The sequence below is a fragment of the Kaistella jeonii genome (assembly GCF_000812865.1).
GTDB lineage: Bacteria > Bacteroidota > Bacteroidia > Flavobacteriales > Weeksellaceae > Kaistella > Kaistella jeonii.
On record NZ_JSYL01000001.1, the window covers coordinates 325,981 to 349,087 of the forward strand.

17 protein-coding genes and 1 tRNA gene are annotated in these 23,107 nt (G+C 34.9%); 13 read left to right on the plus strand and 5 right to left on the minus strand.

The genetic code is table 11. The features are described from left to right. The first annotated feature begins 40 nt into the window (after positions 1-40). From OA86_RS01420 to fsa, 10 genes are all read left to right on the plus strand, one after another. Positions 41-1,942: an AMP-binding protein gene (locus tag OA86_RS01420; RefSeq protein WP_039348358.1), complete on the plus strand. Its 1,902-nt coding sequence runs from the start codon at positions 41-43 to the stop codon at positions 1,940-1,942. Between the two features lie 139 nt (positions 1,943-2,081). After that, the gene (acs, locus tag OA86_RS01425) at positions 2,082-3,989 is read left to right on the plus strand and encodes an acetate--CoA ligase (RefSeq protein ID WP_039347670.1); all 1,908 of its coding nucleotides are present in this window, start codon (positions 2,082-2,084) and stop codon (positions 3,987-3,989) included. Positions 3,990-4,350: 361 nt separating this feature from the next. Then, positions 4,351-5,490 (plus strand): NAD(P)/FAD-dependent oxidoreductase, encoded by a 1,140-nt coding sequence (locus tag OA86_RS01430; protein WP_039347673.1) that lies wholly within the window; start codon positions 4,351-4,353, stop codon positions 5,488-5,490. Beyond that, the gene (locus OA86_RS01435) at positions 5,490-6,206 is read left to right on the plus strand and encodes a methyltransferase domain-containing protein (protein WP_039347676.1); all 717 of its coding nucleotides are present in this window, start codon (positions 5,490-5,492) and stop codon (positions 6,204-6,206) included. The genes OA86_RS01430 and OA86_RS01435 overlap by 1 nt, the downstream gene beginning before the upstream one ends. A 37-nt stretch (positions 6,207-6,243) precedes the next feature. After that, positions 6,244-7,296: a type III polyketide synthase gene (locus tag OA86_RS01440; protein ID WP_039347679.1), complete on the plus strand. Its 1,053-nt coding sequence runs from the start codon at positions 6,244-6,246 to the stop codon at positions 7,294-7,296. Continuing rightward, complete coding sequence (locus OA86_RS01445) at positions 7,290-8,087, plus strand: enoyl-ACP reductase FabI (RefSeq protein ID WP_039347682.1); 798 nt, start codon at positions 7,290-7,292, stop codon at positions 8,085-8,087. The genes OA86_RS01440 and OA86_RS01445 overlap by 7 nt, the downstream gene beginning before the upstream one ends. Continuing rightward, a complete protein-coding gene (locus tag OA86_RS01450) occupies positions 8,088-8,522 on the plus strand; it encodes a 3-hydroxyacyl-ACP dehydratase FabZ family protein (RefSeq protein WP_039347685.1) in 435 nt (144 codons plus the stop codon). 1 nt (position 8,523) lies between these two features. Continuing rightward, entirely contained in the window at positions 8,524-9,795 is a 1,272-nt protein-coding gene (locus OA86_RS01455) for a beta-ketoacyl-[acyl-carrier-protein] synthase family protein (RefSeq protein WP_039347688.1), read from the plus strand. Between the two features lie 19 nt (positions 9,796-9,814). Beyond that, positions 9,815-10,069 (plus strand): acyl carrier protein, encoded by a 255-nt coding sequence (locus tag OA86_RS01460; protein ID WP_039347691.1) that lies wholly within the window; start codon positions 9,815-9,817, stop codon positions 10,067-10,069. Positions 10,070-10,144: 75 nt separating this feature from the next. Then, complete coding sequence (gene fsa, locus OA86_RS01465; protein WP_039347696.1) at positions 10,145-10,798, plus strand: fructose-6-phosphate aldolase; 654 nt, start codon at positions 10,145-10,147, stop codon at positions 10,796-10,798. Positions 10,799-10,896: 98 nt separating this feature from the next. Here fsa and OA86_RS01470 read toward each other — a convergent pair whose 3' ends face one another. Continuing rightward, positions 10,897-12,321 (minus strand): T9SS type A sorting domain-containing protein, encoded by a 1,425-nt coding sequence (locus tag OA86_RS01470; protein WP_169743933.1) that lies wholly within the window; start codon positions 12,319-12,321, stop codon positions 10,897-10,899. Between the two features lie 212 nt (positions 12,322-12,533). Between OA86_RS01470 and OA86_RS01475 the strand changes: the two genes are divergently transcribed. The 3 genes from OA86_RS01475 to OA86_RS01485 are packed head-to-tail and all read left to right on the plus strand — an operon-like array spanning position 12,534 to position 14,060. Continuing rightward, complete coding sequence (locus tag OA86_RS01475; protein WP_039347702.1) at positions 12,534-13,166, plus strand: NAD(P)H-dependent oxidoreductase; 633 nt, start codon at positions 12,534-12,536, stop codon at positions 13,164-13,166. Positions 13,167-13,195: 29 nt separating this feature from the next. Further along, positions 13,196-13,633, plus strand: coding sequence for a MarR family winged helix-turn-helix transcriptional regulator (locus OA86_RS01480; RefSeq protein ID WP_039347705.1), 438 nt, complete (start codon positions 13,196-13,198; stop codon positions 13,631-13,633). Between the two features lie 4 nt (positions 13,634-13,637). Continuing rightward, positions 13,638-14,060: an organic hydroperoxide resistance protein gene (locus tag OA86_RS01485; protein ID WP_039347708.1), complete on the plus strand. Its 423-nt coding sequence runs from the start codon at positions 13,638-13,640 to the stop codon at positions 14,058-14,060. Positions 14,061-14,258: 198 nt separating this feature from the next. On the opposite strand, the gene OA86_RS01490 is transcribed toward OA86_RS01485, so the two are convergent. From OA86_RS01490 to OA86_RS01505, 4 genes are all read right to left on the minus strand, one after another. Beyond that, positions 14,259-14,332, minus strand: a tRNA-Arg gene (locus OA86_RS01490). Between the two features lie 76 nt (positions 14,333-14,408). Then, positions 14,409-16,184 carry a TonB-dependent receptor gene (locus tag OA86_RS01495; protein WP_039347711.1) on the minus strand — a complete coding sequence of 592 codons (1,776 nt, stop codon included), beginning with the start codon at positions 16,182-16,184 and terminating at the stop codon, positions 14,409-14,411. A gap of 65 nt (positions 16,185-16,249) precedes the next feature. Continuing rightward, a complete protein-coding gene (locus OA86_RS01500) occupies positions 16,250-19,213 on the minus strand; it encodes a tetratricopeptide repeat protein (RefSeq protein WP_039347714.1) in 2,964 nt (987 codons plus the stop codon). A gap of 249 nt (positions 19,214-19,462) precedes the next feature. Continuing rightward, on the minus strand, positions 19,463-23,020 hold the full coding sequence (locus OA86_RS01505) for an FIDD domain-containing protein (protein WP_039347717.1): 3,558 nt from the start codon (positions 23,018-23,020) through the stop codon (positions 19,463-19,465). Positions 23,021-23,107: the final 87 nt, after the last annotated feature.

The following is a 23,107-nucleotide window of genomic DNA, read 5'->3' on the forward strand; positions in this document are numbered from 1 at the left end:
AAAAGATTACTAATTTTCTTAAACCTAAAAATAAATCATGATGAAAGCAAATGAAATGTTTATAGAAAGTATTGCTCACAAAGAAAAATTTTGGGCAGAACAGGCAGAAAAAATCGAATGGTTTAAGAAGCCAACCCATATCTTAACTGATGATGGTGAAAATTATCCAACTTGGTTTGCAGATGGCGAATTGAACACGTGTTTTTTGGCGGTTGACAAACATGTTAATGATGGTTTTGGCGATCAGGTTGCAATTATTTACGATTCACCAGTTACTAATAGAATTATTAAATATACCTATAGTCAAGTTTTAGAACACGTTTCGAAATTTGCAGGCGGACTGAAAAAATTGGGTTTAGAAAAAGGCGATACTGCTATAATTTATATGCCGATGATTCCAGAATCTGTGTTTGCAATGTTGGCTTGTGCGAGATTGGGCGTTACGCATTCCGTGGTTTTTGGCGGATTTGCACCACAAGAATTGGCAATTAGAATTGATGATTGCAATCCAAAAGCGATTATTACCGCAAGCTCAGGAATGGAAGTTTCGCGCAGAATTCCGTATTTGCCATTTGTGAAAGAAGCGATAAGCATGTCGGAACACCAACCGGAACATATCGTTGCATTTGATCGGAAATTACTTGGAAATCGCGTTGATTTCAAAAATGATTCTTCGCTCACGGATTTTGAAAAATTAATGACCGAATCTGAACCAACCGATTGCGTTCCGGTAGAATCTACACATCCTTTATATATCCTTTACACTTCTGGAACGACAGGAAAACCAAAAGGAGTTATTCGCGATAACGGTGGTCATGCAGTTGCGATGAAGTTTTCGATGCAAAATATTTATGGTGTAAAAGAAGGAGAAACATTCTGGGCAGCTTCCGATATTGGTTGGGCAGTTGGACACAGTTATTCGGTTTACGGTCCACTCATCAACAGAAATACAACCGTTATTTTCGAAGGAAAACCAATTGGAACTCCAGATGCTGGAACATTTTGGCGCGTGATTGAAGAGCATAAAGTTGCCGTAATGTTCACGGCTCCAACTGCAATTAGAGCAATTAAAAAAGAAGATCCGGAAGGAAAATTTTTAAAAAAATATGATCTATCCTCGTTGAGAACGCAGTTTTTAGCAGGCGAAAGATGCGATGTTGCAACCCTCGATTGGTTTGATGAATTTGTTGGAGTTCCCGCAATCGACCATTGGTGGCAAACTGAATCAGGTTGGCCAATGTTAGGATTAATGCCCGGAATTGAAGATGTAAAAATTAAAAGAGCTTCAGCCGGAAAACCAATTCCAGGATACGATATTAAAATTTTTAGTGAAGAAGGTTATGAATTGGAATCCCATCACGAAGGTTATTTGGTCATTAAACTACCGTTAGCGCCAGGAGCAATGATGGGAATTTGGGGCGATCCGGAACGTTTTAAATTTGGATATTTAGCAAAATTCCCGGGATATTATTTTTCTGGAGACGGCGCGATAAAAGATGAAGACGGTTATGTTTTCGTGACGGGAAGAGTTGATGATGTGATCAATGTTGCAGGACATCGACTTTCAACCGCAGAAATGGAAGAAGTTGTTGCCGCCCATAAAGAAGTCGCCGAATGTTGCGTGGTCGGAATCGATGATGATTTGAAAGGTCAAATTCCTTTTGCGATTGCGGTTTTAAAATCAGGTTCGAAAGTGGATGAGAAGACTTTGGAAAAAGAACTGGTTGTATTAATTCGGGAGAAAATTGGTCCCGTCGCAAGTATGAAAAATGCTTTGGTGGTGAATCGATTACCAAAAACTCGTTCAGGTAAAATTTTACGAAAACTCATAAGAACGATGCTGGATGGGAAGGATTATCAAATGCCATCGACTATTGATGATGAAAGTGTTGTGGAAGAATTGCAATTAAAAATGAATGACTATAAACAGAAATATCTCTAAATATTTTGCAATCAAAAAATCTAAAAAACGAGTCGTAACTAGCCCTGATTGCAACGGAAATCCTTTTTTGAAAAAAAAGATTGTAGTGGAAAGCAGGTTCCTGGCTCCTAAATATTAGAAATACAAAAAATAATATATTATGAAAAATTATGTGATAGACGATTTGCCCGATTATTTTAAACAGTACAAAAAATCGATTAAAAACCCAAAAAAATTCTGGGATAAAGTGGCTGATGAGAATTTTGTTTGGTATCAACGGTGGTCAAAGGTCGTTGCTTACGATATGCAGGAAGCGAAAATTGAATGGTTCAAAAATGCCAAACTTAATATTACGAAAAACTGTATTGACCGGCATTTAAACGAACGTGGTACCAAAACCGCAATTATTTTTGAACCTAATGATCCAAAAGAGGAAGCACAACATATTTCTTACAGCGAATTGCGCGACCGTGTGTGTAAAATGGCAAATGTATTGCGAGATTTAGGTGTTGAAAAAGGCGATCGTGTTTGTATTTATTTGCCTATGATTCCTGAATTGGCGGTGACCATGTTGGCTTGTGCGAGATTAGGTGCAGTTCATTCTGTTATTTTTGCAGGATTTTCTGCACAGGCTGTAGAATCTAGAGTAAATGATTGCGGTGCGAAAATGATTGTTTGTTCTGATGGAAGTTTCCGGGGAACAAAATCAATTGATTTGAAAGGAATCATTGATGAAGCCGTAGAAAAATGTCCGACTGTTGAGAAAGTTTTGGTCGTGAAAAGAACTGGTGGCGAAGTGAAAATGAAGGAAGGAAGAGATCTTTGGTTGGCGCCGCTTTATGACAAAGCGCCGTCTGATTTTATTTCGGTGATCATGGACGCGGAAGATCCGTTGTTTATTTTATACACTTCTGGATCGACTGGAAAACCAAAAGGAATGCTGCATACAACAGCAGGTTTTATGGTGTTTACGGCTTATACTTTTAAAAATGTATTCAATTATAAAGAGAATGACATTTATTGGTGTACCGCAGATATTGGCTGGATTACAGGACATTCTTATATTTTGTACGGACCACTTGCGAATGGCGCGACGACCGTTATTTTTGAAGGAGTTCCGACTTATCCGCAACCGGATCGTTTCTGGGAAGTTATTGAAAAACATAAAATAACGCAGTTTTACACGGCTCCTACTGCGATTCGTGCGCTTGCAAAGGAATCTTATGAATGGGTGGAGAAACATGATTTGTCTAGTTTGAGAGTAATTGGATCCGTTGGTGAACCTATTAATGATGAAGCGTGGCACTGGTATAATGATCACGTTGGCAAGAGAAAATGCCCAATTGTTGATACGTGGTGGCAAACAGAAACTGGAGGAATTATGATTTCGCCTTTGCCCTTTATCACACCGACGAAACCGACTTATGCGACTTTGCCACTGCCTGGAATTCAGCCCGTTTTGATGGATGATAAACGAAATGAAATTACAGGAAATCAAGTGGATGGAAATTTATGCATCCGTTTTCCATGGCCGGGAATTGCAAGAACAATTTGGGGCGATCATCAAAGATATAAAGAAACTTATTTTACAGCATTTCCTGGAAAATATTTTACCGGAGATGGCGCGTTGAGAGATGAAGTTGGCTATTATAGAATTACCGGTCGAGTTGATGATGTAATCATTGTTTCCGGACATAATCTTGGAACAGCTCCGATCGAGGATAGTGTGAATTTACATCCAGCCGTGGCGGAATCTGCGATTGTCGGTTATCCACACGATGTGAAAGGAAGTGCCCTTTACGGTTTTGTAATGTTGAAAGACAGTGGTGAGGAGCGTGATAAAGATAATTTGAGGAAAGAAATTAATGGTGTGATCTCCGATACGATTGGGCCAATTGCGAAACTGGATAAAATACAGTTTGTTTCTGCGTTGCCAAAAACCCGTTCAGGAAAAATAATGCGTCGAATCTTGAGAAAAATTGCGGAAGGAGATTTTGCTAATTTCGGTGATATTTCTACTCTTTTGAATCCTGAAATTGTGGAGGAAATTAAGAATGAGAAGATCTAATTTGATGATGTGATGATGTGATAATGAGTTAATGAAAACACATGACAATTAATTACAATCAACCTTGCGGAAACGTGAGGTTTTTTGTTTTTATCGCAAATGGGACAAAAGAAATGTGCCTTGATATATAGATTTTAAAAAGACTACAAAAGAATTTGCAAAAAATTTCACCATTAAGATTTTGGTTAAGGAGTTAAGGTTATCAGCTTTCCTTGAAAATTGAAAACTAATGTGACCTTTTTAGCGTGTTTCTTTCAAACTTAATTAATGTGACTAATGTGGTAAAAAACCAAATAGTAAATCGGTAGAATAAAACTTTTGTGACTTTGTGGTAAAATTTTTTACTACATTTAAATAAAAATTGAAAGATTCAAATTGCGATAACGAAGTCCTAATCATTGGCGGCGGTTTAGCAGGTTTAACAAGCGCGATACACCTCACGAAAATGGGTTGTAAAGTAATTGTTATTGAGAAGAATTCTTATCCAAAACATAAAGTCTGCGGCGAATACATTTCCAATGAAATCCTTCCCTATTTTAATTGGTTGAATATAAATATTGAAGAATTAAAGCCGACCCACATTTCAAATTTACAGTTTTCATCAGAGTCTGGACGAATAATCGAAACAAAACTTCCGCTTGGCGGTTTTGGAATCAGCCGTTATATTTTAGATTATGCACTTTATAAAAAAGCGCTTTCTCAAAACTGTGAGATCCTAGAAGATCAGGTGAATGAAGTGATTTTTAAGGATGATATTTTCGAAGTGCAGTTGGCTTCCGGAAAAACTTTGACGTCAAAAGTAGTTTTGGGTGGGTTTGGAAAACGATCTAATTTAGATCTTAAAATGAAGCGAAATTTTCTTCAGAAAAAATCTCCTTGGTTAGCCGTTAAGTCTCATTTTGAAGGAGAATTTGCAGATGACGTCGTTGGCTTGCATAATTTTAAAGGCGGTTATTGCGGGGTTTCAAAAGTTGAAAACAACTTGCTCAATATCTGTTATTTAACTAATTTTAAATCTTTCAAGAAATATAAAAACATTGAGGAATTCCAAGAAAAAGTCGTCTCTAAAAATCCACATTTAAAAAATATTTTAGAAAATTCTCAACCTGTTTTTGAAAAACCATTGACAATTAGTCAAATTTGTTTTGAGAAAAAAGAAAATGTCGAAAACCATATTTTAATGGTGGGCGATACCGCTGGTTTAATTCATCCCTTATGCGGAAATGGAATGGCAATGGCGATTCATAGTGCTAAACTAGCTTCAGAACAAACAATAGATTTTTTGTCACATAAAATCTCACGAACGGAAATGGAAAACAACTATTCTTTAAACTGGAATAAAAACTTTAAACAAAGATTATGGTATGGCCGACTTTTGGGTAGTACTTTCGAACATTCAAAACTTTCAGAAATTTTGACAACTCTAATTACTTACGTTCCCTTTCTGCTTCCTTTAGTTATTAAAAAAACCCATGGTAAAGAAATCACCATCAATCAATAATGGCTTTAGACACGACATATAGAACAGATTTAGAAGAATCAATGGATGATTTTTCGATGGATAACGAAGGATTAGTAACCGCTTTGGATGACATCGCTCGAATTAATCAACTGCTCGGTGGAAATTCCGTGACTTTAGACGGCGTGAGAACTTTAATTAAGGATTTCCCGAAAGATAAATTGATTACAATTATCGATTTCGGTTGTGGAAGCGGCGATATGTTAAGAATGCTTTCAAAATATGGAACAGATCATAATCTGAATTTCAAATTAATTGGGATCGATGCTAATGAAGCCACAATTCGACACGCGGAGAAATGTTCTGCCGAATTTAAAAACATCACCTATCTCGCTGAAGATATATTTTTATACGATTTTTCTAAATTTAGTATAGATATCGCCCTAATTACGCTTACTTTACATCACTTTAAAAATGATGGGATCATCAACATAATGAAAGTTATTTACGGTCTTGTTACCAAAGGAATTGTGGTAAATGATCTTCAAAGGAGTAAATTAGCATACCGTCTTTTTCAGGTGATAATTTTCGTGTTCAGATTAAAAGAAATGACTGCAAATGATGGTTTAATTTCTATTTTGCGGGGATTTAAACGAAAAGATCTGGAGAAATTTTCTACCCAATTAAATTTCAAAAAAGTAAATATTAAATGGAAGTGGGCATTCCGCTACCAATGGATTATCACAAAAACTAATTAATAAAAGCTGCGGATTGCTTCGTACCTCGCAATGACATATGAGTGTAAAAATAGTTACAGTTGCTAAGCAACTCCCCAAATATTCCCGAAAAACTTCAGAAGTTTTACCTTTTTTAGATCAATGGTTGGTTAATCAGGACAGCCGTTTTGTGCGTAAAGTCAAAAAGATTTTTGAAGGCGCGGCAGTTGATGAAAGATATTCCATTATGGATCCAATTGAAGTTTTCACCGCCACCTCGTTCGAAGATAAAAATGATATTTACGCGCGTGAAGTCGTTTTATTAGGCGAACAGGTTTTGGATAAATCTTTGAAAAAAGCCAACTGGGATCCGCAGTCTTTGGATTACATTATCACCGTAAGTTGTACTGGAATTATGATTCCATCGCTTGATGCTTATCTGATCAATAAATTAAATTTACGTCAGGATATCGTTCGTTTACCCGTTACAGAAATGGGTTGTGCAGCGGGTGTTTCTGGAATTATTTATGCTAAAAATTTCCTTCAGGCAAATCCTGGAAAACGTGCCGCCGTGATTGCCGTTGAAAGTCCGACCGCTACATTTCAGTTAGAAGATTTTTCAATGGCTAATATTGTGAGTGCAGCGATTTTCGGTGATGGTGCTGCTTGCGTCCTACTATCTTCCGAAGAAAATGCGGAAGGTCCAGAAATCTTAGCAGAGGAAATGTACCATTTTTATAACAATGAACACATGATGGGTTTCAAACTGACCAATTCTGGATTACAAATGATTTTAGATATTGAAGTTCCAGATACGATCGGTGAACATTTCCCAAATATTATTCATCCTTTTTTGGCCAAACAAAATTTAGAGATTAAGGATGTCGACTACCTTATTTTTCATCCAGGTGGAAAAAAGATCGTGCAAATGGTCGAAGGTTTATTTTCTGATTTGGGTAAAAATATTGATACAACAAAAGAAATTTTAAGACTTTATGGAAATATGTCGAGTGCAACCGTACTCTTTGTTTTAGAAGAAATAATGAATCAAAAACCAAATAAAGGCGAGAAAGGATTGATGTTAAGTTTCGGACCTGGATTTTCTGCACAACGAGTTTTATTGGAATGGTAAGAAGATTTGAAAATACAAATTATTGGGCTTTAATCTTGGGCGGAAGTTCAGGATTAGGTTTGGCTTCTGCGAAGAAATTAGCTTCTGAAGGGATGAATATTTGTATTATTCATCGAAGTTCTCGTACTGAAATGGAAACTATTAACCAAGAATTTTCTTTAATTAAAAACGAGAATATCCAATTTTTAAGTTTAAATAAAGATGTTTTAAATCCGCAGCATCAAAAGGATGTTTTAACAGAATTAAAGACGGCATTAGGTTCAGAAGCAAAGATTCGATGTCTTTTACACAGTATTGCCAAAGGAAATTTAAAGCCAATGACAGGACTGGAAAATGAAAGTTTATCTACCGATGATTTTGCAATTACCCTTCAAGCCATGGCAACCAGTTTGTACGATTGGACAAAATTAATTTTCAACGAAAATCTATTTGCTGAAGATGCAAGAGTTCTCGCGTTTACAAGTGAAGGAAGTTCAAAACCTATCAATAATTATGGCGCAGTTTCTGCCGCAAAAGCTGCTTTGGAAGCCATCTCCAGAAATATAGCTTTAGAATTTGCACCTTTCGGTTTACGATCAAATTGTATCCAAGCCGGAGTTACCGACACGAGATCATTACAAATGATTCCGGGAAGTGAGGAGATAAAAAAAATTACCAAAAAACGCAATCCATTTAAAAGATTGACCAAACCAGAAGATGTGGGAAATGTCGTCAGCTTATTATGTCAGGACGAAGCTTCGTGGATCAATGGTTGTGTAATTCCGGTCGATGGTGGCGAACATTTGAGTTAAATGAATACTTCAGAAATTTTAGAAAAACTACCGTACACTACTCCATTTTTATTCGTGGATAATTTGGTCAGCATTGATGAAAATGGTGCAAAAGGAACTTTCACTTTTAAAGAAGATTTAGATTTCTACAAAGGTCATTTTAAAAACAATCCAATAACTCCTGGGGTAATTTTAATAGAAACCATGGCACAAATCGGACTGGTTTGTTTAGGAATTTTTCTGGTTGGAGATGATTTAAATGAAGAAAATCAGATTGGTTTAACTTCGACTGATATCGAATTTGTAAAACCCGTTTTTCCGGGGGAAAAAGTGACCGTTATTTCAGAGAAAATTTACTTTAGATTTAATAAACTAAAATGCAAAGTTAAGATGCTGAACGAAAATACAGAAATCGTTTGTGAAGGAACAATCGCGGGAATTATTAAAGTCAAGTAGGATGGAAAGAAGAGTTGTTATCACGGGATTAGGAGTCGTTGCACCAAATGGCGTTGGTTTGGAAAATTTCCGTTCTGCTTTAATGGAAGGATGCTCTGGAATTCAGTTTGATCAACAATTGGCAGACTTGCAATTTTCCTGTCAGGTTTCCGGAACTCCACCAATTGATAAAGAAAATTTAAACCAATATTTTACGGATTTAGAATTACGGAATTTCAATTCGACTGGAATTATGTACGGTGTTATCGCAGGTTTAGATGCCTGGAAAGATGCGGGTTTAAAACCATCAGAAGAAGAAAATCCAGATTGGGATAGCGGAACAATATTCGGCGCAGGTACTTCTGGAATTGAGAAATTTCGGGAAAGCATTTATAAAATTGATGCACTGCAAACTAGAAGATTAGGAAGTACCGCAGTTTCGCAAACCATGAACAGCGGAATTTCTGCGTATTTAGGAGGAAAATTAGGTTTAGGAAATCAAGTCACTACCAATTCTTCCGCTTGTACAACAGGAACAGAAAGTATTTTAATGGCTTTTGACCGCATAAAAGCTGGAAAAGCAAAACGCATTTTAGCCGGAAGCACAAGTGATTCCGGTCCGTACATTTGGGCAGGTTTTGATGCAATCAAAGTTTGTAATTTTAAATCGAATGACAGTCCAGAAAAAGCTTCTCGGCCGATGAGTGCTTCTGCAGCGGGTTTTGTTCCCGGCAGTGGCGCCGGAGCCTTAGTGATCGAAGATTTGGAATCTGCATTGGCAAGAAATGCAAAAATTTATTGCGAAATATTGGGTGGAAATCTAAATAGCGGCGGTCAACGTGGCGGTGGAAGTATGACCGCGCCCAACTCTACTGCAGTTCAGAAATGCGTAAAAGATGCCATATCAGATGCTGGAATTGATTCAAATGAAATCGATTATATCAGCGGACATTTAACTGCAACTTCGAAAGATGCTACAGAAATTCAGAATTTATCAACCGCTTTAAATCGATCTGGAAACGATTTTCCCTATATTAATTCATTAAAAGCTTTAACAGGACATTGCCTTTCTGCAGCAGCAAGTATTGAATGTGTGGCAACTGTTTTACAACTGTCAGAAAACTTTATCGCACCCAATATTAACTGCGAAGATTTAAATCCAGAAATTTCAGAGATTATCGACTCAGATTGTATTCCACAGCATTTAATCCAAAAAGTAATTAATATCGCAGCGAAAGTCAGTTTTGGTTTTGGCGATGTGAACGGATGTATTATCTTTAAAAAATATTCTTAATAAAAAATTAATTCTCAATATGAACAAAGAAGAGGCTATTCAAAAATTAAAAGTAATTGTAAAACCTTATGTGAAAGATGAGGCTGCATTAGAAAACATCAATGAAAACACAGATTTCATAAATGATTTAAATATTAATTCTGCTAATTTGGTTGATGTTATTTTAGATGTGGAAGAAGTTTTCGATATTGAGATCGATGCGGATTCGATGGAGAAAATGCGTGATGTAAAATCTGCATTGGCCGTGATTGAAGAGAAACTATCTGCGAAATAATTGTACTATATTTTTAAATAGAATCATTTTTCCATTGCACCCGAAAATCTTACCTTTGCAAAAACAAAAAGTAATATGAAATTTTTTATCGACACTGCCAATCTTGAGCAAATTAAAGAAGCACAGGATTTAGGAATTTTAGATGGAGTAACTACCAATCCATCCTTAATGGCAAAAGAAGGAATCAGTGGGAAAGAAGCTGTTCTAAACCATTATAAAACCATTTGCGAAATCGTAGACGGCGATATTTCTGCGGAAGTTCTGAGCACGACTTATGAAGAAATGATTAAGGAAGGTGATGAATTAGCAGCGATTCACCCAAACATCGTAGTTAAAATTCCAATGATCAAAGACGGGATCAAAGCTTTAAAATATTTCTCCATGAAAGGAATCAAAACCAACTGTACTTTAATTTTTTCTGCCGGACAAGCATTATTGGCGGCGAAAGCGGGAGCAAACTATGTTTCTCCATTTTTAGGAAGATTAGATGATATTTCTGTCGACGGAATGAACTTGATCGAAGAGATCAGAATTATTTTCGATAACTATATGTTTGACACAGAAATCCTGGCAGCGTCGATTCGTTCGCCAATGCACATTATTAATTGTGCGAAAATTGGTGCCGATGCGATTACTTCGCCGTTAGATTCAATTCTTAATTTATTGAATCACCCATTAACTGATAAAGGTTTAGCACAGTTTGTTGCGGATGCTAAAAAAATGAGCTAAGAAGAATTTATATCTAAAAATATCAAAACCGTCTGAATTATCAGACGGTTTTGATATTTTTAAATTATGATTTTCAACAATATGATTAAAAGAAATTTTTAATTCTTTATTAACTTTTTAGAGAAATTATCGCCGTTTTTCATACTAATTTTCAGAATATAATTTCCTTTTGGAAGATTTGCAGTATTGACACTTTTATAGTTTTTAGATTCAGAAATCTTTCTTCCTTCTGTAGAATAAAGCTCAAAATTTTCAGCATCTTCCGCATTTTTAATATTTAAAAAATTTTTTACTGGATTTTCAACTTCTATCTTTTTAAGAGAAGTATTTGAAGTCGAAAGTTTTTCAGTTACTATTAAAAATTTTTCAATTTTCACGCGGATCAGATTTTGATTTTGATCTGGTATTATAGAATTCACCAAAATAAAATTATCTTTCATCTCAATTTCGTCACCAGACAAAAGACTAAAATCTCTGCTGTTATTAATTTTTAAAGGATTACCAGTAGAGGAATAGGCGTTTAAAGCTTTTTGATTTACTTTTTGATTTAAAATAAAAAATTGATTTTCTGAGAAACCGATATCTAAAAATTGTTCATAATCTTCAGAAGTTACAAAACCATTTCCATTAAAATTAGAATCTAAATACTCATCCTTCAGCACAATTAATCTACTGAAATCTGGAAGTGGATAATTCTTATATTCAAAAACGGAATAAACGATTCCATTATTGGTCATCCTTGTAGAAATATTGGTTTTATTTTGCAATGCTAAACCATTGTAATGGTGGCAACCTGCATTATTTAAGTCCAAAACTTTATTTGTTGTTAAAGAATTTATATCAAAAAATGAATATACTGATGAAGAAAGCGAGCTAATATCGCAAGTTGCTATTTTTCCATTTGAAGATTGTCCAAGCGGGAAATGATAATCATAAATAATTTCACCGTTATTTCCAAAACCAGTTTCTAATTGCCCATTAATCGTATATTTTTTCGAATAAGTACTGTTAGAATTACTTACAACCAAACTTTGATCTGCGAGAACCAAAACACTTAGAGATTGTGCATTCGCACTTTCGGTAACTTCATTTAAGATTCCATTATTCCCAAAAGTGGAATCTAAAGTTCCGTTTTGATTGAATCTCAAAATTTTTGAGTCTTCATAAGTATTATTAAAATCTGCTGGTTTAGGTCCTAAATAAATAATAATTTTATTACCCTGTAGCACCGCATTCATAAAGTTATTTTCCTCAAATTCTAACTTTCCATTATTTGCGAAATTTTGATCTAGTGCTCCTTTCGCTGTCAGTTTAAGAATATAATTCTTTCCAGTGCTATTAATAATATATAGAATAGAGTTGTCAGGTAAAACAAGTAAATTACTATTAAGAACGGTTTGGGCTGAATTAAAGTCGGCAGTGAAGACGCCATTGTTTCCGAAAGAATTATCCTTTGTGATATTAATCTGCGAAAATACCTGAATACCGAATAAGGTAATCAGAAAAAAAGTAAATTTTTTCATGTCATTTTGTGTTAGTGCAAATTTAAGAAGTTTCATGAGATAACTTAGGGTGAAAACACCCCTATTTTGATGAAGAAGATATTTTTATTAGTCTTTCTGTCTGCTTTTTGTCAGAAAAAATTTAAAAAAAAATTATTATTTTTAAATTGTGTACAATTTAATTGTTTACTATATTTGCAGTTCGAAATACGAATAAATAAAATTTAAAGTACATGTCATTAATAGAAGATTTAAAATGGAGACATGCCGTAAAAGCATACGACTCCACAAAAAAAGTTTCTCAAGAAGACCTCAATAAAATATTAGAGGCGGCGAGACTGGCTCCAACTTCTTCAGGACTTCAACCTTTTCGTGTGATTGTGGTAGAAAATCAGGAATTGAAAGAAAAAATGGTTCAAGGCGCTTTGAATCCAGAAGTCATGAAAGACTGCTCACAAGTTTTAGTTTTTGCAGCTTGGGATAGTTATTCTGATGCAAAAATTGATAAAGTTTACGATCATCACACCGATGTGAGAGATTTGCCAAGAGGAAGATTTGGTAGTTATACCGATCAAATTAAAGAATTATACAACGGTCAAACTAAAGAAGAACATTTTGCGCATACTGCAAGACAAACTTATATTGCGTTAGGTTTAGCAATGGCTCAAGCTGCAGAACTGAAAATTGACAGTACTCCAGCTGAAGGTTTTAGCAATGAAGTAGTTGACGAAATGTTAGGTTTGAAAGAATTAGGTTTAAGAAGTGTAACATTACTCTATCTTGGCTACAGAGACCTAGAGAAAGATTATCTTTCTCACATGAAGAAAGTTAGAATTCCGATGGAGGAATTTATCATCAGAAAATAATTTGAGTTACTTAATTTTTTCAATTTGAAATGATAGAAAATCAAGACACCCCCAAATTAAGCGACCAATTATGCTTTCCGTTTTACGTGATCGCGAAAGAAATTACGGGAATGTACCGTCCTTTTTTAGAGGAATTAGACATCACGTATTCTCAGTATTTGGTGATGATGGTCCTTTGGGAATATGAAAGATTAACCGTCAATCAAATCGGAGAAAAATTGTATCTGGACAGCGGAACTTTGACACCTTTATTAAAAAGATTGGAAGCAAAATCCTACATCATCAGACATCGAAAAAAAGAAGATGAACGTGTTGTAGAAGTATTTCTAACGGAAGAAGGAAATCAACTTCAGAAAAAAGCCTGTATCATCCCAGGAAAAATGCAGGAAAAACTGAATTTATCGGAAAACGATCTTTTAGAAATGAAAGAAACAGTGACCAAATTAATGCAAATTATAGAAAAATAAAAAAATGAAAACATTATATACAACAAGCGTAACTGCAAAAGGCGGACGCGACGGAAAAGTCAAAAGTGAAAACGGAATTTTAGAATTAGATGTTAAAACTCCAAAAGCTTTGGGTGGAGCAAGCGATGAATTTACAAATCCTGAAATGCTTTTCGCAGCAGGTTATTCCGCATGTTTTGGAAGCGCCTTAAGTTTAGTAATCGGTAAAGCAAAAATTAAAACTGGCGAAGTTTCTGTAACGGCGAAAGTAAGCATCGGACAAATTGAAAACGGCGGTTACGGTTTAGCCGTAGAAATGGATGTTAATATTCCGCAAGTTACTTTGGAAGAAGCGCAGTCTTTAACAGAAAAAGCGCATCAAATCTGTCCTTATTCAAATGCAACCAGAAACAATATTGAGGTTAAACTTGCAGTGACCAATAATTAATTTAGGTCAGATTATTTAGAAACACATCATTATATATAGAAGATTAAATCGATTAGGAGATTTAATTGAAATTAAAAACGGCAGAACTTGTATAAGTTTTGCCGTTTATTTTTGAATATGTTCTCTTTTAGTAAAGAATTAATCAATTTACTTTCTAAAAACAAAAAAGGATAAAAAATTAATTTCATCCTTTTTACGTGACCGCGACAGGGTTCGAACCTGTAACCTTCGGAGCCGAAATCCGAAATTCTATCCAGTTGAACTACGCAGCCATTTTCTTTATGAGCAATTAATAATTAGTACTAAACAATCTAAAATTACTCATAACCTATTGCTTATTACTCATATTTAGAAAGTAATCTTCACACCGCCCAAAATCTGTGCTCCCAAAACTTTATAACCTTTGTAAGTTTGATACTGGGTGTTGAGTAAATTATTTCCGAGTGCAAAAATACTGAAATTTTTGTGAACTTTGTACTCTGCAGACAAATTTAAATCAGCAAATCCACCAACTTTATCATTTCTGTTTTCTGAAGAAATAAATACGTTTGAATTAATGCCACCATTATTCAACTCAAAAGAGTTTGTCGTTTGATCTGTGGCAAAAATAGCTTTCGCTCCTAAGTTCAATTTCTTATCCAACATCGAGTATTTTGCTCCTAAACTTGCTCTAACTAAAGGTTTATTAAAAATATTCTCATAATTATCGAGCAGATATTTTTTAAAATTAACTTCAGCATCTAAAGCTAAATTTGCCAAGGGGAAATATTGCACACTCGCTTTTGCCTCACTCACGGTTCCATTGTCATAAACAGAAGAAAAAGTATTCGCAAAATCATAAGCCGGACGATTATAATCGACCGTACTATTAAAGAGATCATTCGCTTTAAAGAAAAGGATATCATTCATTTTTCCGAATCCTGCGGTGAAATCATATTTAATATTTTGATCAATATCACCACGCAAACCAAAATAGAATTTATACTTTGTTTCCGTCGCACGCAATTCCTGATCAGAAACCAAATAAGGATTTTGCTCCAATAGATCGGCGTAAGAATTTAATTTTAATCCACCCGTGATTCCTGCATAAAACTTGAATTCATCAGCTGCGGCAAACTGTAATTCAGCTTTCGGAAACCAAAAGGTTCTATTATTCTGAACTTGATCCGCTACTATTAAATTTGAATTTTTAGCATTTAAAAAGGAAAAATCAGAACCGATCATTAAATATGAATTCTCCTTAAAGAAAGTCATCTTTGGTGCTAAAGTCGCATTCAAAAATTGTGAAGAATTTTTATCGAGTAAATCGAAATCTGTTTTCACCGTTTCTAAATTCAATCCTAAATCAGCATTAAATTTTACATCATCGAAACTCGGCAGTTCTACCCCATGCTTTGATAAATTCACCAAAACTTCTGCCTGATTTTCTTTAGAACCAAAATGATCACTTAGGAAAGATGATTTCAGGCGAACATCATTTAAAATTTCATTTGAATAAAAATCATAATAACCATTCACTTTGATACGATTGGTTTTCTGCTGCAGATCTACCTCACTTGAAGCCGGTGTCAAAGCGTAAATGCCGTAATAATTATAATCATTTAATCCATAATCAGCACTAACACTCAATTTTCCTTTTTCTCCGTAAGAGTTCAGAAATAATCCCACATTCGCTGTACTTTGTTTGGAATTCCAGTCATAAACTTTGCGCAAACCATTGGTAGAAAGGAAATGAACATCTCCGCCTACTTCCATTCCGTTTTCTAATTTGGTAGAAATATTTCCGTCGGCAAGAATTTTACCGTAATTCCCCATTCCGAGTTGAAAATAATTGTTCTGATATTCTGCATCAAATTTCGGCGAAATGTCTTCACCCTGAATAATTGAAGTTTTAAAATCTGAAGACGCCGGAACATTGGTAATGTCGTAAGTTGGCGGATTCGCAGACTTTTCTTCAGGTGGATAATTTTTTTCTGCTTCGATAGAAGTTTTCTTCTTCTCGATTTTCTTTACTTCCGGTTCCCGTTTTCTGTCCAAAATCAATTTTTCGTCTTTGATCTGGGAAAACGCAAACTGCGAAAATCCTAAAAATAACAGCGATAATATTTGAAATCGTTTGTTCATTGATATTTTGTATTTATGTAAAAATCCCAAAAATGCATTTACATTTTACGTTTTACATTAAAGTTTTATTTCTTAATTTGTTTTTTTAAATCCTTTGCTTCTGAAACAATCTCCGGAAAATCACCATAGTTGGCGATTATCTGATCCGCGGTATAACTTGCCTGATAATTATCTTTCAAACCAATATAATTTTTTACCATTAAAACCAGAGATTTCGCGCCCCAATATTCTTCGGATGCATAATTATTAGCCAGTTTAAAAATCGTTTCATTGGATGATTTAAAGGCTTTTCCTTTGTTTTGATAAAAGGCTTTTGCATATAAAGCTTCCGCTGCAACTTCTGTATTTGAAGATTTTTCTAAAGCCGTGTACGCAGTTTTCGCCTCGTTCTCTTTTCCATTGTTCATCAAACTTCTGGCTTTAATAACTTTCGCAAGTTCATTTACCGAAGCTGAATTTTTAGGATTTTGTAAAACGAGATCAGCCAGCATTTCTGATTTCTTAAAATCTTTTTCATCAGAATAAATTTTCATTAATTCTACATTCGCGAAGTTTTTCACATTCACATTCGTAGAATTAGATAGCGATACTAAATATTTCTTCGCTTCATTCGTATTATTTTGCGCTAAATAAATCTGCGTAATTCTGGTCTGCGCATCTTCCTGATAATCGTTCTGAACATTGGCAACATCCTGTAAAACCAACAAGGCTTTTGTAGAATTATTCGTTTGGAAATAACTTTCACCCAATTCATATTGCGCCTGATACAAACCTTCTCCGGTTGGATTCTGCGTTAAATACTTTTCAAAAAGCGGAATGGCTTTCTGGTATTCTTTGCTGGCATAGTAAGATTTCGCAGTATTCAAGTTGATTTCATCAATTTCTGAAGCATCGATTCTTACGCCTAAACTTTGAGCAAAATTCTGATATCCTGAAACATCGTTATTTTTAGTGAAAATCGGTCTCGCTGCCTGAACAATTTTACTTGCAAACGCCGTATTTTTATATTGGTTTCCAAGAGACTTTAATTCAGATAAGGCTTTCGCATCTTCATTCTGATCAATGTAATTCTGTGCACGATAAATCTGAGCATTTGCTACCAAATCCTTATCAGTACTTGTTTTAATGACTTGTGTGAAATAATCATTGGAGTTTTTGAAATCGTCATTTGCTGCATAAGAAGTTCCAATCTCATATTGTGCGTCGTCGAAATATTCTGAATTTTTATACTGAGAAAGTAACTTTTTCAATTCCGCGATTTTTGCAACGGTATCACCTTTAAAACCTAAAGCCATTGCTTTTTGGAACATGGTGTAATCATCAGCATTTTCCGTTTTATCGTAAATGGCGATCGCTTCATTCAGATCGTTATTCGCATAATACGTATCGGCTAAACGAAGTTCTGCATCATTTTTAAATGCAGGTTTCGGATCTTTTAAATAAGCTTCAAAATACTGTTTCGCTTTATCAAATTTCTTTGATTTAAAATAAGCGTAACCCAGATCGTAATTCAGCTGTTGTTTCTCTAAAAAGTTTTCGCTTTTTAATTTTTCTAAACGCGTGATCGCGGAAGGATAATTTCCTTTTTGATAATACGTTTGAGCCAACCAATAGGTTGCTCTCGTGTTGAATTCTTTATTGATGTTAAATTCTAAACTTCGTAGGAAATATTTTTCTGCAGCATCTAAATTCCCTTTATTAAATTCTTCGGTTCCTATTAAAAATGAAACTTCCTGATCAACTTTATTGGTCTCCGGAGTTGAATTCGGCATTTTATCGATCGCTGCCAAAGTACCTTTATAATCGCCGGAATACAAATAAGATTTCACCAAAAGTGATTTCATTTCCTTCGTATCAGGACTGTTTGGATATTTTGAAATATAACTTTGAATCACCGTAGATGCAGATTCAAAAGGATTCCCCAATTCATAACTCAACTTCGCATATTGTAAATGAGCGAGTTGCTGCACTTTTGGGTCGTACGTCATTTGATACGCCGAACGAAAGGCAGAAAGTGCTTCCTGTTTTTTACCTACTTCAAAATAAGCGTTTCCTAATTGGTAATACGCGTTTTGTGAAGTCGCAGAATTGCTGTTCAACAATTGATTGTAATAAGAAACTGCTTCATCAAACTTTTTCAAATGTGCTGAAACAAATCCCATTTCATACAAATCACTTTCAGAGGGAGTTCCTTTACTTTCCAGATAAATTTTTAAATGTGGATAAGCCGAATTGTAATCGCCTTTCATGAAATAACTTTCGCCAATCATTTTGTGAACTTCAGCTTTGTAATCAGCGGAAATGTTTTCGTTGAGTAAAGCATTTCCCTCTGCAATCGCCTTATCATAATCTTTATTATTAAAGTACAATTGTACATAATAAGGTTTTACAACACGTCCATATTTCTCGTTGTCTTTAATTTGGTCAAAATAAGTAAAAGCTTTATCATTTTGTCCGTCAGCATAATAAAGATGTCCCAACATGTAACCAATATCGTTTTTATCGGAACCTTCACTTGTTTTATAGGCTTCTTCTAAAGCTTCTATTGCACCCTGAGAATCACCGGTCATGAATTTCGCATAACCGAGTTTCATGATATACTGCGTGTTTTCCTGTTTTGAAAGTTGGTACTGATTAACTTTTTTTAAAGTCTCCAGCGCTTTATCAAAATCCTTTTGGGCCAGATAGAAATCTGCCAAAGGTAAATTTGCCTGAGCAAAATACGCTGAGTTTGGATATTCTTTGATGAAAGCATCTAAACCTTCTTCCGCATGATTTTTTCGTAAAATAACGCCGATGACATTATCGAAAAACTGAGCTGCTTCTTTTTTGGAATTTGAAAGATTCTCGTTATAGAAATACTGTCGGGCGTATTCAAACTGAGAAGCGTTATAAATTTTATTCTGGTAAAGATTTTCTGCGAGGTTGAAACGGTAGTTTTCGCGGTCGCTGAAGTATTGAGATTGTTGAGCTTCGGATAAGCCGAAATAGAATATTGCTGTCGCAATTAAGATTTTTTTTGAATTCATTTAATCCTGATTTTCGGAAAGTTTTAGAATTAATCGTATGGATGATCAAGGCAATAAAGACCCAGAATGATTTCCACATTTAATCAACGAAAATAAAGAAAAGTTATTGCCTACACAAGTTTATTTGATGGTTGTGGAAATGTGGATAACTCTATATTTCTTTGATAATCAAAAAGATGAAATAGCATTTTTTACTATAAAATTTGCTTCCTCAGAAACACTAATGGTAATTCAAAAATTATAAATTCTTTAATTTCTATTTTTTAACAAAATCCAACCTTGACGCTGTTCCGTTTTTTGGGTGACTGAATCGTACCAAGAAATAATATACCAGTACGAAGAAGTTGGTAAAGCTCTGCCATTAAGTTTTCCGTCCCATTCCGTTTTATTTGGATTGGTAGACTCGAAAACTTTGGTTCCGTTCCTGTCAATAATGATGATGGAAACTTCCTGCATTTTATCCAGATCTTCTACTTTCCAAACATCATTAATTCCGTCGGCATTTGGGGTGAAAGCGTTATTTATTTTAATAAAATAAACGGTTTTCGGCGGACCAAAACATCCCGTTGCAGATTCTACCTGAATTACATAAGACCGATCGGTTGGATTAGATAAAATATTCGAAGTTTGTGGAACGCCATTAAAATAATATTTGTAAGGTTTTACACCACCATTTGCAATAACTTCAATTGAATTATTGGTTTGATTGATTACTTCAATTTTCGGCTGATTTTCATCAGAAACAATAAAATTATGAGTGTAAGTACAGCCATTCAGATTCGTTAATACGACTGAATAATTCCCGGCTTTATTTAAATTGATAGTTTGAGTTGTTTCACCTGTACTCCATTTCCATGCGACGTTTTCTGTGCCGGCATCAATAAGCACTGTTTCATTATAACAAATGAAATATTTAGGTAAAAGTGTTGAAGATTTACTTGGCGTATTGACTATTAAATTAATTTTCGCTGACGAAGGACAAAATCCCGGAAGGGTAATTCGCAAATAAACAGTCTGTGCAAAAGGGGTGTCATTGGTATAATTCGCCGCAATTGACAGCGTGTAAGATGCATCTTTGAAATATTCAAAAACCGCATCGGGATCAGTTGTAAATGCTGATTTTTTAGAATCCAGATTAAAAAGCGTTTGGCCATCAAAATTATCATCACAAAGCGTGTAGTCGGTCTGTGTGTTTGATAAAGCGGAATTTCCACCCTTTATAAAATCTACTGACTGTACATCTGAAATACATCCTGTAAGATTATCTTTAATATAGAACTGAACCGTTTTCGGCAGATTGGTCACATCAAAACTGGCTGGAAGTGGATTTCCGCTTGAATCAACAAAAGTATATTGTGAAGGATTCGAAATCACAGAATTCTGAAAATTTTGAAGGGAATAAACAACTTCTTCACAGATCAAAATCTGATTGGAAGTGGCCGCAGGTTTAGGGATATAACTTAGATTAAATGGTACTGTATCGTTACAGCTTGTATTATAAATCAATTTAATATAAGGATTCACACCAAAAACATTTGCGTCGTAATTGAGGATCTGACCTGGGGTTAAAAGCGTTCCGGTCGTGGAATAATATTCTAAATTGACAGTCACCGGACTTTGCGCATCCGTAAGATTTGATGCAATCTGTGTTAAATTAAAAGTTGTATTTCCCTGACAATTTTTCTTGGTTATTGAATTGATAAGCAATTTCGGTTTTAAATAGACCAAAAGCGTGATCGAAGGATGATCCGGTGAAACGCAACTCGTCAAATTATTAACTACTCTAATATATAACGTGGTATAATTAAGTCCACTTCTGAAATTGTAAGGAACAGGATTAATTCCATTTTCTGCATCCACCAAAGAGTTATGAAAAGTTACCGTAACATTTGGATCAGGATTAATTTGCGGAATTAAAGACGCCAAATCAAAAGTCTGTGTCGCACTTGCACATTGAGGCGCCAGTTGCGTTGTAGGAATATTTGCAACTACTTTTGCATATTCTGTAAGAATAAGTGTAGAAATGGTGTTGCAACTTCCAGTACTTAGATTTTTAGGCGAAATTTTCACCCAAACTTTCGGAAATTGTTGAATGTTAATTGTTGAATTTGCAGAATAATTAATTCCATCTGTGGAATATTGATAATCAAAAATCGCAAAATTAGCACCTGCTAAATCCGATAAATATTTAGAAACATCTACAGTAGTTTCTCCAAAACAATATTTTTTAGCCAAATTATTAACAGCACTTGGAACGGAATCAAAACGAATACTGAAATTTTGGTTGACTGAACAGCCAGAAACAGGATCACTAGCATTTACTGTTAAAATTTTCACCGTATTTGCAGCAATCACAAAATTCGCAGGGTTTGGAATAACAGTCGTTCCATCCATAAAAACTAACGTGTAATTTGAGCCTTGTGGATAATAATCGTACAAATTAATAATTCTGGAAGAAGCTCCCGTTTTATCACAATAGTTGAGAGAAACGTTATTCGCATTAAAAGGAGGAATCGTTGAATTCAAATTAACAGCAAAAGGATCAGAATCTACGGAACAAACAGGCGAAGTTTTTCTGGAAGCCCGTGCAAAATAGCTTCCGGTTTGTGTCGCATAATAAGTATTTCCCGTACCCAAAACAGTAGTATTTCCGATGCGAAACCATTCAAAATTAAGATCAGGATCATTCGTAACTGTCATCGTAACTCCGCTTACACAGCCACTTCCACCGTTCGTAGTAATGACAGGTTTTGCAATTTTTTTGAAAGTCACCTGATCTGAAACAGCATTTCCAACTTGCACGCCATTTGAATCACGATACGTTACTTCAACTTTTAAAACATCGCCATCATTCGGTGCAAAAGCTGATAAGGTATTTGAAGTTTCACCCAGCAAAGTTGCATTTTGAAACCATTTAAATTGCGGCGTTAAATTCTGATTTGGTGTGAAGACCCATGCAACACCTTCAGTTTTCCAAGGTCCGTTATTATAGTTATAAGCAACATTGCTGTGCACCGGAACTCTAAATTTAGAAGCATCATCATTTTGAATTCCTAAAATTGCGTTGTAGGTATCTTCAATTTTATTATTCACATAAATAATTACTCTGCCATCTTCAAACAACAAAATACTGCTGCTGTAGGTGGAACTCGAAAACCCACCCGTTCCATTGCTTCGAATTTGATTCTGAAAAGAAACTAACAGTGCATTTACTCCTCCAACAACAATATTTTTATACAAATAATTAACGCTCGAATTTTGAGATTTTGGAATTAAATCGGTGTATCCGAAAAATATTTGCGCCAAATTAAGTTCCTGCGCTGTATTATTTTTAAAAACCTTATTATAATCGGTGGAAGGCAAAGCTGAATAGGTATTATATCCTGTAATTCCGCTAAAAGTACGGTCTTTGTAAGTAGTGATGTCTTTAAGATTATCCAGTTCTGCATCGTTTGTAAAAACTAATCTCCCATTACTACCAGCTACAACTTTAGAATAATTTTTTCCATAAAAACTAAAATTGAAACCAATGGGAAAAGCGGTGCTAAATTTATCTGTTCCTGTTGCCGAAAATGTGATCGGAGTTCCACCTGCAGTCAAAGGATAATTGGAAGGCAGATCTTTGGTCATTGCATAATCACCCGTCGAAGTAGCTACTGCATCTACTTTTAAATTAAATTTCTCCCCATTGCAAAAATAAAGTTGCGACGGATAAGCAACGTTATCTGCCGGATTGAAAAGATTTACTGTTTGGGAGTGACCCAAAAGAAAAGAAAAAAGAAAAAGTACAACGGAGAAATTCCTCATTCACCAAAAATTTTAACAAATTTAAGCCATTATTTATAACCCATTTTTTACCTGTTTTAGTATTTCAAATTTAAAAAAAATCAGTTT

Excerpts from the sequence above, each read along its gene's own strand:
- OA86_RS01500 (WP_039347714.1), bottom strand. The coding sequence starts at position 19,213 with ATGAATTCAAAAAAAATCTTAATTGCGACAGCAATATTCTATTTCGGC.
- OA86_RS01495 (WP_039347711.1), bottom strand. The coding sequence starts at position 16,184 with ATGAACAAACGATTTCAAATATTATCGCTGTTATTTTTAGGATTTTCG.
- fsa (WP_039347696.1), top strand. The coding sequence starts at position 10,145 with ATGAAATTTTTTATCGACACTGCCAATCTTGAGCAAATTAAAGAAGCA.
- OA86_RS01460 (WP_039347691.1), top strand. The coding sequence starts at position 9,815 with ATGAACAAAGAAGAGGCTATTCAAAAATTAAAAGTAATTGTAAAACCT.
- acs (WP_039347670.1), top strand. The coding sequence starts at position 2,082 with ATGAAAAATTATGTGATAGACGATTTGCCCGATTATTTTAAACAGTAC.
- OA86_RS01420 (WP_039348358.1), top strand. The coding sequence starts at position 41 with ATGAAAGCAAATGAAATGTTTATAGAAAGTATTGCTCACAAAGAAAAA.
- OA86_RS01470 (WP_169743933.1), bottom strand. The coding sequence starts at position 12,321 with ATGAAAAAATTTACTTTTTTTCTGATTACCTTATTCGGTATTCAGGTA.
- OA86_RS01480 (WP_039347705.1), top strand. The coding sequence starts at position 13,196 with ATGATAGAAAATCAAGACACCCCCAAATTAAGCGACCAATTATGCTTT.
- OA86_RS01450 (WP_039347685.1), top strand. The coding sequence starts at position 8,088 with ATGAATACTTCAGAAATTTTAGAAAAACTACCGTACACTACTCCATTT.
- OA86_RS01440 (WP_039347679.1), top strand. The coding sequence starts at position 6,244 with ATGAGTGTAAAAATAGTTACAGTTGCTAAGCAACTCCCCAAATATTCC.
- OA86_RS01455 (WP_039347688.1), top strand. The coding sequence starts at position 8,524 with ATGGAAAGAAGAGTTGTTATCACGGGATTAGGAGTCGTTGCACCAAAT.
- OA86_RS01475 (WP_039347702.1), top strand. The coding sequence starts at position 12,534 with ATGTCATTAATAGAAGATTTAAAATGGAGACATGCCGTAAAAGCATAC.
- OA86_RS01505 (WP_039347717.1), bottom strand. The coding sequence starts at position 23,020 with ATGAGGAATTTCTCCGTTGTACTTTTTCTTTTTTCTTTTCTTTTGGGT.
- OA86_RS01435 (WP_039347676.1), top strand. The coding sequence starts at position 5,490 with ATGGCTTTAGACACGACATATAGAACAGATTTAGAAGAATCAATGGAT.
- OA86_RS01485 (WP_039347708.1), top strand. The coding sequence starts at position 13,638 with ATGAAAACATTATATACAACAAGCGTAACTGCAAAAGGCGGACGCGAC.
- OA86_RS01445 (WP_039347682.1), top strand. The coding sequence starts at position 7,290 with ATGGTAAGAAGATTTGAAAATACAAATTATTGGGCTTTAATCTTGGGC.